The sequence below is a fragment of the Slackia faecicanis genome, from assembly GCF_003725295.1.
In the GTDB taxonomy this organism is placed as follows: Bacteria; Actinomycetota; Coriobacteriia; order Coriobacteriales; family Eggerthellaceae; genus Slackia; species Slackia faecicanis.
Genome location: NZ_QICB01000002.1, coordinates 322,875 through 336,040, shown reverse-complemented (window position 1 = coordinate 336,040; position 13,166 = coordinate 322,875). Strand labels below are relative to the sequence as shown.

The window sequence follows — 13,166 nt, the reverse complement described above, 5'->3', positions numbered from 1 at the left end:
GTATGCAAGACCATAAGACCGGTCGAAACGACGCGCAGGGCGGCGGACACGATTCCGCCGCCGCCGCGGCGCTCCACGTGGGCGCTCCTGCCGATGAAACCGCCGCAATGCCCGCCGAGCGCGTTGGGCGCGCGCCGCGCAACGTGCGCGCCCAACGCGTCGGCATCGCCGTGGTGGCGGTGCTTTCCGCCCTGCTGATCGGCGTTTCGGCCTTTTCGCTCGCGGGCGGCGGGTCGTCCGACGAACGCGAGATGGCGGCCGAGGTCCCTGCGGCCTTCGAGCCCGTGGTCGAGACGGGCGAAGACGAGACTGCCGCTCCCGACGAGGACGCGTCGGACGCATCGCATGAGGTCGAAGGCGACGCCGCCGATTCCGCGTCGGCGAGCGCGCCGCAGGCTTCGGCCGAGGCGTCTCAGCCTGCGGCGGTCGCGACCGTCCAACCCGCTCCTGCGCCGACGAACCAGGCTCCTGCGCCGCAGTCGCAGCCTTCGGCGAGCGAGCCTCCCGCCGCGCGCATGGTGAACGTGACGGTGACGGTGGATTCCTCGATCGTGGGCAATCCCGTTTCCGGGTCGGGTTCGTTCTCGCTGCCCCAGGGCTCGACGGTCTATGACGCGTTGTGCCAGTTGACCACGCCGAACGGCGGTCCGAACTACGTGCGCGCCATCGGCGGCCTCGCCGAGTTCGACCACGGCAGCCAGAGCGGCTGGAAGTACTCCGTCAACGGGGTGGACCCCTCGGTGGCGTGCGGGTCGTATGTGCTCTCCGACGGCGACGTCGTGGCGTGGCGCTACGTGACCTCGATCAACGGCTAGCTGCAAGCCGGCGAAGGGCGGATCTTCCGTCTTTCGCCGGCTTCGCGCTTCATGAGGCCCGCTTTCGGCCGCGCATCGTCGGCGAAGAAAGCCGGCCTCATGGCGCGCATCGTGCGTGTGTTTCGGCGGAAAGAGAAGAAGGGAATGCGCATCCTCTTATGCATCACGCGTTTTCGTCCTACCATCCCGCGGTGGCGTTCGCGTTCATCGTGAGCGCGGCCCTGCTTTCCATGGCCGCCATGCATCCTGTGTACGTGGCGCTTTCGCTCGCGGGCGCGCTCGCTGCGTCGATCGTGCTGCGCGGCGCCCGTCAGACCGCGCGCTCGCTGGCGTGGGTCGTGCCGATGTGTGCGATCATGGCCTGCGCGAACCCGTTGTTTTCCGCATCGGGATCGACCGAGCTGTTCCATATCGGCGGTCTGGTCGTCTATGTCGAATCGGTCGTCTACGGCCTGTGCTCGGGTGGCATGTTCGCGGCGGTCTTTCTGTGGTTCGCTTCGTATGCCCGCTGCATGACCAGCGAGAATTCGCTTGCGCTGCTGGGCAATATCGCGCCGACGGTGACGCTTATGGCGTCGCAGGTGCTGCGTCTGGTTCCGCAGTTCGTCTCGCGCGGCGCATCGGTGGCCGCCGTGCAGGATGCGGCGAGCGCCGCGGCCCCTGTCACGAAGCGCGATGCGGCGCACGGGCGGTTCCGCATCGTGTCGGTGCTGATGGAGTGGGGGATGGAAGACGGCATCTGCCGCACCGACGCCATGCGCGCCCGCGGCTACGGCTGCGGGGCGAAGCGCACCACGTACAAGCGGTTCCGCTTCGGGCGGGCCGATGCCGCGCTGACGGCGGCCATCGTGGCCTTGGCCGCGTCGAACGCGGGCCTGATCGCAGCCGCATGCTCGGCTTACGAGTTCTATCCCGCGATGACCCCGCTGCACATGCAGGCGGGCTATGCGGCCTATGCCGCGTTTCTGGCGATTCCGATCGTGCTGCAGGCGAAGGAGTGGTGGCAGTGGCGTTCGTTGAAGTAGAAGGCTATTCCTTCGCGTATCCGCCCGCGGAAGGCGGCGCGACCCGTTTGCGGGCGGGCGTATCCGATGCATCGTGCGCCGACGAGCGTGCGTGGGTGGTGCGCGACGTGGGCTTTCAGGTGGAGGAAGGCGATTTCTGCGTGATCGTGGGCGCCACCGGATGCGGTAAGACCACGCTTCTGCGCAGCTTGAAGCCCGAGCTTTCGCCCGTCGGCGCGCGCGAGGGCTCGATTCGCGCGGCCGGGCGCACGCTGGTCGAAGACGGCGCGGTCGTGCAGGGCTTCACGCCGCTCGAAAGCGCGTCGACGATCGGGTATGTGATGCAAGATCCCGGCGCTCAGATCGTCTGCGACACCGTGTGGCACGAGCTGGCCTTCGGGCTGGAGAATCTAGGCGTTGCGCAGGACGAGATGCGTCGCCGCGTGGCGGAAGTCGCCCATTTCTTCGGCATCGAGCCGTGGGTGCGCAGCAGCGTGGAGGAGCTCTCGGGCGGCCAGCAGCAGCTGGTCAACCTTGCCGCCGTGCTGGCGCTGCGCCCGCGTCTGCTGCTGCTCGACGAACCCACCGCCCAGCTCGACCCCAACGCGCTCAAGCGCTTCCTGTTCATGCTCGCGCGCGTGAACAGAGAACTCGGCATCACGGTGGTCATGGCGACCCATGCCCCCGAAGACGTGGCCGCGTATGCGACGCGCGTCGTGGAGCTGCAGCCTTTGGGCGCGGGCGCCTCGCGCGAAGAGGCCGAAGAAAAGATAGCCCCGCGTAGGAAGGCGCGCCGCGAGGCGCTCGCGAAGGCGGACGTCGCGGTGGAGGTGCGCGATGCGTTCGTGCGCTACGACCGCCAGGCGCCGTGGGTGCTGCGCGGCATGGACGTGCGCGTGCGCCGCGGCAGCGTGCATGCGCTCGTCGGCGGCAACGGATGCGGCAAATCGACGCTGCTCAAGCTGATGGCGGGCATCCTGCGCCCGCAGCGCGGCAGCGTGAAAAACGCATTGGCGGGCTCGCAGGCCCTGATGCCGCAAGACCCCAAGGCCCTGTTCGTGTGCGACAGCGTGGCCGAAGAGCTGCACGAATGGAGCGCGCGCTGCGGCTACGGCGAAGACGACGAGGCCGAGGCGCTGCGCCGGTTCGGCCTCGCGCAGCATGCGTCGCAGCATCCTTACGATCTATCGGGCGGCCAGCAGCAGAAGCTCGCCTTCGCGAAGCTGTTGCTCACGGGCGCGCAGCTTCTGTTCTTGGATGAGCCCACCAAGGGCCTGGACCCCGCGTCGTGCGCTGATGCGTCGCGCATCGTGCGCGCGCTGGCCGACGAGGGCCGCACGGTGGTCGTGGTGACCCACGATCTTGATTTCGCGCTGGTCACGGCCGACGAGGTGTCGATGCTTTTCGACGGCGAGACGGCCTGCACCGAGCCCGCCGAGGAGTTTTTCGCGAACAACCTGGTCTATCGCCCGAATGCGCACGCGCGCCTGTTCGGGGAGGTCTAGATGGCTCCGAGCGAACATATGCTGCATGCGCCCGCGGCGTCCGGCGGCCCCGCGCGCGGCCGCATGTGCCGGCGCGTTTTCCCCTTGCTTGCCGAAGCGTTCGCCGTGGGCGCGGTGCCTGCGGTGCTTATCGCCTGCGCCTGGTACGGCGTCGAGCAGACGGCGCTCGTCAGCATGGTCGTGGTGGCGTGCGCGCTGCTGCTGTTCTTCGCGGGCTACGAGGCAAGCCGCCCGCGTTTGCGCGACATCATGCCCGTGGCGGTGCTTGCGGCCCTGGCGGCGGCGGGCCGCATCCTGTTCGCCCCGTTTCCGAGCTTCAAGCCCGTATCGGCCGTCGCGATCATCGCGGGCGCCGTGTTCGGGCGTCGCAGCGGGTTTTTGGTGGGCGCGTTGGCGGCTCTGGCGTCGAACTTCTTCTTCGGGCAGGGGCCTTGGACCCCGTGGCAGATGTATGCGTGGGGCATGATCGGCTACGGAGCCGGGTTGCTTGCCCAGGCCGGGCTCGAGAAGAGCCTTCCGATCATGTGCTGCTACGGGTTCGCCTCGGGCTTCGGCTACGGCGTGGTTTTGAATACGTGGAGCATCGTGGGCTTCTTCCATCCCGAAAGCCTGGTGCAGGCGTTTGCGGTCTATGCCGCGGCATTGCCCTTCGACGCCACGCACGCCGTGGCGACGGTCGCGTTCCTCTTGGCGCTCTATGCCCCGTGGCGGCGCAAGCTGGCGCGCATCGGGCGCAAATACGCGCTGTGCGAGCGCGCATCGTGATATGGTATGCGCCGCCGAGGCTTCGCGACGATGCGCCGGAGCCCGAATCGCAGAATGAAGGAACCGGCCGTTTGAAGGCCGAGCGGACAAGGAGCGAAGGCTATGACGGAGATAGTCATCGGAGGGTTCGTCGCGGCGGCGTGCCTGATATCGGCGGTCGTGCTGTTCTCGGGACATGGCGTGTTCATGGTGGCCACGCTGAACCGCATGGATCCCGACGAGCGCGAAAGGTCCTACGATGTCCCGCGCGCCTGCAAGGCGACGGGCGTGTTCGCGCTGGTGGCGGGCGTCGCGGTGCTCGTGTTCATCGCGCTGAAGTACGTCGCGCTGACAAGCGCGCTTCCCGATGCGGTGCTTCCCGCCTACACGGCGGCTATGATCGTCGCAATCATCGCGTCGCTGGTGTGGAGCGTGTCCTACATCGAGAAGCACTGCAAAAGGGAAGTGCCATCGAAGAAGAAATCGAAGAAGAAAAACGCCCGATGATGGGTTTCGAAGGCCGGCGCCGATGCGTCGTCCTTCGTGCACGAAAATCCTTTCAGGGCGAAATTTATGCGTCATGATTTGAATTTCGGGCACGAGAGGCTTCTTTTATGCATTCCAAGCCTATCTTCCCGTTTCAATATCGCGCTTTAGTGTGCTAGACTAGCCCGTCAATGCTGTGCGCAGCCCATGCGTCGCCGCTCGCGATCGCGTCTGGGCGATTTTCATGCGGGCGTCTTACGGAAAGGCGCGTCGCGTTCTCGCGCATCGGCATCCAAGTGGTTCGTTCGCACGAAGGAGGCGTTACATGTCGTCTGAATCAGAAGCCATGAGCTTCGAAGCCGAGGGAATGCATATCGACGAGTCCCAGCGCAAGGGGGTCTGGCCGCTCACGGTGATCTGGGTCAGCAACGCGTTCAACGTCTCGAGCCTCATGACGGGCGCGGCTCTCGGCGCGGCGCTGACGCTGGGCGACAGCTTCATCGCCGCCTTCGTCGGCTTCGGCATCATCACGGCCTATATGGTGCTCGTGGCCATGCAGGCTGCCGACCTGGGCCTTCCCACCTCGGCGCTTTCTACCGCCGCGTTGGGCAAGACCGGCGGGCGCTACCTGATCAGCGCCGTGGTGGGCCTGGCGCTCATCGGCTGGTTCGGCGTGCAGGCGGCCGTGTGCGGCTCGTCGTTCTCGATCGCGCTCGCCGAGCTCACCGGGTTCGAGATACCCGTCTGGGTTTCGTCGGCGGTGCTGGGCGGCCTGATGCTCGCCACGGCGGCGTTCGGCTTCGACGGCGTGAAATGGGTCAACTACATCGCGCTGCCCATGCTCTTCCTGATCTGCATGTACGGCCTGGTCGTGTCCGTGTCGGGCACCGGCGTCGACAGCGTGTTCAATTACGTTCCCGCCGAAGGCATGGGCCTTGTGGCGGGCGTCAATATCTCCGTGGGCCTGTTCGCGCTCGGAGGCGCCACCATCGGCGATTTCACCCGCTATGCGAAAAGCCGCCGCGACGCCGTGGTGTCGTCTGCGGCGGGCGTGTGGCCCGCGAACGTGTTCGTGATGATGATCGGCGCAGTGCTTGCCATCGTGGTTCCCGAATCGGGCGGCGACATCACGCTGATCATGGCGGGCCTGGGCCTGGCCGTGGTGGGCATGGTGGCGCTCGTCGCCAGCACCTGGACCGTCAACGTGAGCAACGCCTACTCGGCGGGCCTGGCCTTCGCGGTTATGCTGGGCAAGGGCGAGCGCGGCTACAAAGCGGCCACCATCGTGTCGGGCGTCGTGGGCATCGTGCTGGCGGCGGCGGGCATCATGGAGCATTTCACGTTCTTCCTCACGCTGCTTTCGGCCATGATCCCCGCGCTCGCGGGATCGATGATCGCCGACTACTGGCTGGTGCGCAAGGCGCGCCCCGAGAACTTCAAGCCGCTCGACGGCGTGTCGGTGCCGGGCATCGTGAGCTTCGTGGCGGGCGCCGCGGTGGCCATGGTCACGGGCGGCACGTTCGCGGGCACGGCCCTGGCGTTCCTCGACATTCCGTTCTTGCTGGGCCCTGTCAACGGCATCGTGGTTTCCATGGCGCTGTACGTGCTCATCTACAAGGCCATGAAACTTCCGGCTTTCGAAGGCCCCATCCAGCTCAAGACGCCGCAGCGTTAGACGGCGCCGCTTTCAAGGCAACGAGGCGTTCGTGCGTTCGCGCGGACGCCTTCCGCATATAAGAAAGAATTCGTCCGAAACGGGACGAAGGTCGACAACGAAAGGATATCGACGTGCGCACGATAGGTTTGGAAGATATCGACGATATCGCGCTCGGCTCGTCGCTTCTGGGATCGGGCGGCGGCGGCGACCCGTACATGGGCCGCCTCGAGGCCATCGCCGCGGTGAAGGAGCACGGCCCGGTGACGCTGCTCGACGTGGACGAGGTGCCCGACGATTGGACGGTCGCTCCCATCTGCGGCGTGGGCGCTCCCAGCGTTTCGCTCGAGAAAGGCACCAACGGCATCGAATACCCGAAGGTGCGCGCCATGATGGAGCGCATGCTCGACACGAAGCTCGATGCGTTCCTGCTTTCCGAGGCGGGCGGCATGAACTCCATGGTGCCGATCAGCGCCGCCGCGCGCGCGGGCCTGCCCCTGGTCAACGCCGACGGCATGGGCCGCGCGTTCCCGGGCATCCAGCAGGACACGTTCACCCTCAACGGCGTGTCCACCAATCCCTTCGTCATCGCCGACGAAAAGGGCAACTGCACCGTGCTCTACACCATCGACAACGATTGGACCGAGCGCATCGGCCGCGAAATCACCACGGCGTCGGGCGGCCAGGTCACCACGCTGGCTTCGCCGATGACGGGCGCCAAGATGAAGACGAGCGTCGTGAAGGGCACGGTCGATTACGCGCAGAAGCTCGGCCGCATCATCCGCACCGCATCCGACGCCCAGGGCGAAGAGCCCGAGGCGTTCTTCCTGCGCGAAAGCGGCGCGATGCGCTTTTTCAAGGGCAAGATCTGCGACGTGCTGCGCGAGACGCGCGACGGCTTCAATTTCGGCAAGGTGACGCTCGAAGGCATCGGCGAAGACAAGGGCCGCGAAGCCGTGGTGGAATTCCAGAACGAGAACATTTACGCCGAGGTGGACGGCGAAATCGTGGCCACGGTGCCCGACCTGATCTGCCTGGTGGATTCCGAGACGTTCGTGCCGGTGACCACCGAGAACCTCAAATACGGCAAGCGCGTGCTGGTGGTGGGCCTGCCGTGCGACCCCGCGTGGCGCACCGAGGGCGGCTTGGAGCTGGCGGGCCCGCGCTGGTTCGGGCTCGACGTCGATTACGTTCCCATCGAAGAGCTCGCGGCAAGGAGGACCGATGCGTAAGCTGGGCGTACAGGATATCGAAGAGATCGCTCTCGGCGCGGCGCTTCTGGGCGCGGGCGGAGGCGGCGACCCCTATATCGGCAAGCTGACCGCCATCGGCGCGGTGAAGGAATGCGGCGAGGTGACGCTGGTCGACGTCGACGAGCTCGAAGACGACGCCGTGGTGGTTCCCGTGGCGTCGGTGGGCGCGCCTACCATTCTGACCGAGAAGGCCGTGGGCGCCAACGAGTTCGCCAAGCTTCTCGACATGATCGAGGCCTACTACGGCAAGAAGGCCGCGGCCGTCATGCCGATCGAGGCGGGCGGCGTGAACTCCATGCTGCCGATCGCCGCGGCCGCGCGCCTGGGCCTTCCCATGGTGGACGCCGACGGCATGGGCCGCGCCTTCCCCGAAATCCAGATGGTCACGTTCACCATCGGCGGCCAGAGCGCGAGCCCGATGATCTTCATCGACGAGAAGGGCAACCTGGGCCTGATGGAGACGGTCACCAACAAGTGGGTGGAAACCGTGTGCCGCGCCGGCTGCACCGCATGCGGCGGATCGGTTCTGAGCGTCGAATACGTCATGGAGGCGCGCGTCGTCAAAGAGTTCGGCGTGAAGGGCATCGTGACGCGCTCGCAGGAATTGGGCCGCACGATCCGCGCGATCAAGAACTGCCCCGAAGGCATGACGCCCGAGCAGTATTTCCTCGAATACACCCGGGGTCACCGCCTGTTCAAGGGCAAAATCGCCGACCTGGTGCGCGAGACGCGCGGCGGCTTCAACTTCGGCCGCGTGGTGCTCGACGGCATCGGGGAAGACAAGGGCCGCGGCGCCTTCGTCGAATTCCAGAACGAGAACCTGGCCTGCACGGTGGAAGGCGAAATCGTGGCCACGACGCCCGATCTGATCTGCCTGGTGGATACGGAGACGTTCATGCCCATTCCCACCGACGCGCTCAAATACGGCAAGCGCGTGCTGGCCGTGGGCCTGCCGTGCTTCCACCTGTGGCGCACGCCTGCGGGCCTCGAGCTTGCCGGTCCGCGCTATTTCGGCCTCGATACGGACTACGTTCCGGTCGAGGAGCGCTGCAGGCGATGACGCGGCGCCTCGCCGGGCCCGTTGCCGCAGGTTTCGGGCGACGGGGCGCCGGGCGCGGCGACGCGCGGGATGTGCGCGCGGCTGCGCGGCGCAAGGCGGCGTGCGCGATTGATTGGACGACGTGCCCTTCGGGGCGTTTCAAAAGGAGAGGCAATGTATAAACTCGGCATCGACGTCGGCGGCACCAACACCGACGCGGTTTTGATCGACGAGAACCTGAACGTGGCGGCGGCCATTAAAAACCCCACGTCGGGCGACATTTACGAAGGCATCATGGGCGCGGTCGACGCCGTGCTGGCCGAAAGCGGCGTGAACCCCGCGGAAATCGGCCAGGCCATGCTCGGCACCACGCAGTGCACCAACGCCATCGTGGAGCGCAAGGGCTTGGCTCCGATCGCCATCCTGCGCATCGGCGCGCCGGCGTCGGTGGGCATTCCGCCGATGGTCGACTGGGCCGACGACATCGCGTCCGTCGCGGTGGATTCCGCCATCATCGGCGGCGGCTTCGAATACGACGGCAAGCGCCTGGCCGATTTCGACGAGGCGGCCTGCCGCGCCTTCTTCGAGGGCGTGAAGGGCAAGGTGGGCGCCGTGGCCATCAGCTGCGTGTTCTCCGGCGTGCGCAACGACGACGAGCTCGCCGCCGCGCAGATCGCCCGCGAGGTGCTGGGCGAGGACGTCCACGTGTCCATCTCGTCCGAAATCGGATCGATGGGCCTGGTCGAGCGCGAGAACGCCACCATTCTCAACGCCGCTTTGCACGAGGTGGCCAAGCGCTTCACCGAGGGCTTCGCGAAAAGCCTGGCCGAGCGCGGCATCGTGAACGCCGACGTGTACCTGTCGCAAAACGACGGCACGCTCATGACGATCGAGCACGCGCGCCAGTACCCGATCCTGACCATCGCGTGCGGCCCCACCAACTCGATCCGCGGCGCGAGCTATCTGTCCAAGATGGAAGACGCCATCGTGATCGACGTGGGCGGCACCACCACCGACCTGGGCGTTTTGCAGAGCGGTTTCCCGCGCGAGAGCGGCGTCGCGGTGACGATCGGCGGCGTGCGCACCAACTTCCGCATGCCGGACGTGATCTCGATCGGCTTGGGCGGCGGCTCCATCGTGCGCGAACGCGAGGACGGCCGTGTCACCGTGGGTCCCGATTCGGTGGGCTACGAAATCACCAAGCACGCGCTCGTCTTCGGCGGCGACGTCATGACGGCCACCGACATCGCCGTGCGCCTGGGCATGGCCGAGGTGGGCGACCCCTCCAAGGTGGCGCACATCGACGAGGCCTTCGCCGAGAAAGCGCTCGACGCCATGCGCGAGCTGGTGGAAGAGGGCATCGACATGATGAAGGTGTCCAACGACGACATCGACGCCATCCTGGTGGGCGGCGGCTGCATCATTCTGCCGACCGACCTGGCGGGCACGGCCGAATGCGTCAAGCCCGAGCACTCCGGCTGCGCGAACGCGATCGGCTCCGCCATTTCCAAGGTGAGCGGCACCTACGAGGCGCTTGTCGACTACGACGTGACGCCGCGCGAGCAGGCGCTGGCGGCCGCGCGTGAGGCGGCGATCGAGCAGGCGGTCGAGGCGGGCGCCATCCGTGAAACGGTGGAGGTCATCGATTCCGAGGACGTGCCGCTGCAGTATTACCCCGGCCACACCAACCGCGTGAAGGTGAAGGCCGCAGGCGACCTGGCGCAATAGACGCCCCGCTCGCCCTTCCGGAGGCGCCGTCGATTTTTCCAAAACGGGCCCGGCTGTTTGTTGAAGCTGTAACGAATGGTCCGGTCCCGTGCGCCGGCGGCGTCCTCGGAGTATCATGCGAAGCCGACGATGCGGCCGAGGCGTGGTCGCGAAAGCGAGGTTTCCATGAAACAGACCGATAGCATCGAGAAAACCGCGGCGGCGCTGACCGCCGGCAAGCCCGTGGTGTTTCCGACCGATACCGTGTACGGCATCGGCGTGGCGGTGGGCTTGGCGAAGACGCCCCAGGTGCTCTACGACATCAAGCGCCGCGATTCCGACAAGGCCATTCCGTGGCTGGTGGGCAAGAAGAGCGCCCTTTCGTTCTACGGCCTCGATGTTCCCGCTTACGCGGTGGCGGCGGCCGAGAAATTCTGGCCCGGCCCGCTGACGCTGATCGTGAAGGCCGCCGCCAATGTGCCCGAGGCGTTCCGCGCTGAAAACGGCACCATCGCGCTGCGCATGCCGAACGACCCCGTGGCGCTCGCGCTAATCGAGCGCGTGGGTTTCCCGCTGGCAACCTCGAGCGCCAATTTCCAGGGAAAGCCCCCGGCGCATACGTTCGACGAGGTCGATCGCGAGCTGCTGGGCCTGGTGGCCGCCGCCCTCGGAGACGGTTCGCCGCGTAGCGGCATCTCGTCGACCGTGGTCGATTGCACGGGCGAGCGCCCCATGGTGCTGCGCCGCGGCTCGGTGACCGAGAAAGACCTGCTCGAGCTTGCATAGCTTGCAGCGCCCGTTCGGGTTCGGCCGCGCGTTTTCATCCGCGGCGCCGCGCCGATCGCGATGCGCGTGTTTCCGATCGGCTTGAAGAAGACTGCGCCATGAAGGCCTGGACGGCTGCCCGTCCAGGCCTTCATGCTTTTTCCAAGGGCGCAGGCCCCGTTTTCTTTTCCAGGCCATCTGCTGTATGGCCTGGAATTATGTATTACTTTACAGTGTAAGGTTCATTCAATGCCGACAATGCCTTTCCATGGTGCGCAGCGGCGGGTCGTGCGAAGGTGACGGCGGGGGTCGGGCCGGAACGGGGCGCGGCGCCGACCGGGTTCGCGATGGAAGCGGGCCGGGCGGGTTCGCTAGGCTGAAGGCATGGATTTGCTGTTCGACATTCCTCTTCGCTTCATGCCGCCGTTCGCCGCCGCGTTCGCGCTGTGCGCGTTCGGCGTCGTTTTGGCATGGGCGAGCGTCGTCGATATCAGGCGCCGCATCGTGCCGGGCATCGCGCTTATCGCGGGCGTTCTTATCTGGGCCGCAGCCTTCGTGCTCGCTGCCGCTGCAGATGCCGCGGGGCAGGGAGGCGTTCGGCCGTCCGTCTCGTGGGCGCGCGGCATCGCTGCGGGATGCGCCGGTGCGGCGCTCGTCGCAGCGTTCTCGCTGACGCTCGCATTCCTGCTCTCTCGCGCGGCGGGCCGGGCGGCGCTCGGCATGGGCGATGTGAAGCTCTTGTTCGTCATGGGGCTGCACTGCGGCGCAACAGGGGCGCTCGCCTGCCTGGGCGCGGCCTGCGTGCTCGCCGCGCTGTATTGCGTCGTCCGCTTCGCTTGCGACCGCGCTCTCGCTGCGCTTCGGTCGCGCAGACCGACCTCGGGGCCTTCTCCTGCGCCGTTCGACGGCACGTTTGCGTTCGTGCCGTTTCTAGCTGTCGCGTTCGCGCTCGTCGCGCCGCTTTCCTTGCTCGGCTGACGCGGGCCGCGCGTTTCCCCCATCGCTCGCGGCACGGGCGTTGCGCGACGTTTCGCCGCGATGCGTGCATCATCGCGTAAAGGGCCGTCGACGCTTTGCGGCTCGCGCATGCAGCGCGCCTGCGTCCGGGGTATGCTGGTGGTCCGATTCGCAGGGAGGGACGGCATATGAAAACACAACGCCTGGGCTTTGCGAGCCATGACGGGGTTTCGCGCATCCACGCTTTGCTTTGGCGGCCCGACGCGCAAAGCGTCGCGCCGCGCGGCATCGTGCAGATCGTGCACGGCATGGCCGAGCATATCGACCGCTACGGGCCTTTCGCGCGCTATCTGGTGTCGCAGGGTTTCGTCGTGTGCGCGAACGACCACACGGGCCATGGCAAAAGCGTGCAAGACGAAGAAGACCTCGGCCATATTCCGCTGGACGGCGGCAACGAGGTGCTGATCGAAGACGTCCATGAGCTGCGCCGCATGACGGCCTCGCGCTTCGCGACCGGCGTGCCTTACGTCATGTTCGGCCATTCCATGGGAAGCTTCATTACGCGCTGCTATCTGACCAGGCACGGCGAAGGTCTGGCCGCCGCCGTCTTGTGCGGCACGGGCCAGCAGCCGCGTCTGCTTTCGCGCGCGGGCAATGCGGTCTCGCGCGTCATCGCGTCCGTGAAGGGCGAGCGGCACCGCAGCGCGTTCGTCGATTCGCTCGGCGCGGGCTCGTTCGGCAAGGCGATCGCCGACGCGCGTACCGACCTCGATTGGATATCGACCGACCCTGCGGTGGTCGACGCCTATATCGCCGACCCCGCATGCGGGCAGATGTTCACGGTGGGCGGATACGCATCGCTGACCGCCCTCACGCTCGAGGCCACCGACGCCGCCCGCGCGCGCCTCGTTCCGCCCGCGCTGCCGCTGTTCTTCATCGCAGGAGCCGAAGACCCCGTGGGCGATTGCGGCAAGGGAGTGGAGCGCGCCGTCGAGGAATACCGCGCGGCAGGCGTGGCCTCGGTCGATCTGAAGCTTTATGAAGGCATGCGCCACGAGGTGCTCAACGAGCCCGGTAAAGAAGGCGTGTACGCCGACGTGGCGCGGTGGTTGGAAAGCAAGGGAATCTAGCCGGATCGGCCTGCGGCGGACGCGCCGCGCGGGTGAAGGACGGGGCGGCGCCATGCCGGCAGGGGGCGCTTGCTTTCGATGGTCGGAGGGCGAGCCGCCGCATCGCA

General features: G+C 66.8%; 12 protein-coding genes. All 12 read left to right on the top strand.

The genetic code is table 11. The features are described 5' to 3' along the window. Positions 1 to 2: 2 nt before the first annotated feature. The 12 genes from DMP07_RS04025 to DMP07_RS03975 all read left to right on the top strand — a co-directional run bounded on the left by DMP07_RS04025 (position 3) and on the right by DMP07_RS03975 (position 13,059). Positions 3 to 815: a DUF4430 domain-containing protein gene (locus DMP07_RS04025; protein ID WP_123197855.1), complete on the top strand. Its 813-nt coding sequence runs from the start codon at positions 3 to 5 to the stop codon at positions 813 to 815. 158 nt (positions 816 to 973) lie between these two features. After that, positions 974 to 1,840 carry an energy-coupling factor transporter transmembrane component T family protein gene (locus tag DMP07_RS08960; protein ID WP_244594850.1) on the top strand — a complete coding sequence of 289 codons (867 nt, stop codon included), beginning with the start codon at positions 974 to 976 and terminating at the stop codon, positions 1,838 to 1,840. Next, positions 1,822 to 3,324, top strand: a complete 1,503-nt coding sequence (locus DMP07_RS04020; protein ID WP_244594849.1) for an ABC transporter ATP-binding protein — start codon at positions 1,822 to 1,824, stop codon at positions 3,322 to 3,324. Before DMP07_RS08960 ends, DMP07_RS04020 begins: the two co-directional genes overlap by 19 nt. Before the next feature lie 63 nt (positions 3,325 to 3,387). Then, positions 3,388 to 4,089 carry an ECF transporter S component gene (locus DMP07_RS04015; RefSeq protein ID WP_123198043.1) on the top strand — a complete coding sequence of 234 codons (702 nt, stop codon included), beginning with the start codon at positions 3,388 to 3,390 and terminating at the stop codon, positions 4,087 to 4,089. A gap of 102 nt (positions 4,090 to 4,191) precedes the next feature. Further along, positions 4,192 to 4,575: a DUF3784 domain-containing protein gene (locus DMP07_RS04010; RefSeq protein ID WP_123197853.1), complete on the top strand. Its 384-nt coding sequence runs from the start codon at positions 4,192 to 4,194 to the stop codon at positions 4,573 to 4,575. A 304-nt stretch (positions 4,576 to 4,879) separates the two neighbouring features. Continuing rightward, a complete protein-coding gene (locus DMP07_RS04005) occupies positions 4,880 to 6,229 on the top strand; it encodes a cytosine permease (protein ID WP_123197852.1) in 1,350 nt (449 codons plus the stop codon). A 113-nt stretch (positions 6,230 to 6,342) separates the two neighbouring features. Continuing rightward, positions 6,343 to 7,440: an S-methyl thiohydantoin desulfurase family protein gene (locus DMP07_RS04000; protein WP_123197851.1), complete on the top strand. Its 1,098-nt coding sequence runs from the start codon at positions 6,343 to 6,345 to the stop codon at positions 7,438 to 7,440. Further along, positions 7,433 to 8,521, top strand: a complete 1,089-nt coding sequence (locus tag DMP07_RS03995; protein ID WP_123197850.1) for an S-methyl thiohydantoin desulfurase family protein — start codon at positions 7,433 to 7,435, stop codon at positions 8,519 to 8,521. Before DMP07_RS04000 ends, DMP07_RS03995 begins: the two co-directional genes overlap by 8 nt. A 153-nt stretch (positions 8,522 to 8,674) precedes the next feature. Next, complete coding sequence (locus tag DMP07_RS03990; RefSeq protein ID WP_123197849.1) at positions 8,675 to 10,228, top strand: hydantoinase/oxoprolinase family protein; 1,554 nt, start codon at positions 8,675 to 8,677, stop codon at positions 10,226 to 10,228. A 165-nt stretch (positions 10,229 to 10,393) separates the two neighbouring features. Beyond that, positions 10,394 to 10,993: an L-threonylcarbamoyladenylate synthase gene (locus DMP07_RS03985; protein WP_123197848.1), complete on the top strand. Its 600-nt coding sequence runs from the start codon at positions 10,394 to 10,396 to the stop codon at positions 10,991 to 10,993. A gap of 363 nt (positions 10,994 to 11,356) precedes the next feature. Further along, positions 11,357 to 11,950: an A24 family peptidase gene (locus DMP07_RS03980; RefSeq protein ID WP_123197847.1), complete on the top strand. Its 594-nt coding sequence runs from the start codon at positions 11,357 to 11,359 to the stop codon at positions 11,948 to 11,950. Between the two features lie 167 nt (positions 11,951 to 12,117). Further along, positions 12,118 to 13,059, top strand: a complete 942-nt coding sequence (locus tag DMP07_RS03975; RefSeq protein ID WP_123197846.1) for an alpha/beta fold hydrolase — start codon at positions 12,118 to 12,120, stop codon at positions 13,057 to 13,059. The last annotated feature ends 107 nt before the right edge of the window (positions 13,060 to 13,166 follow it).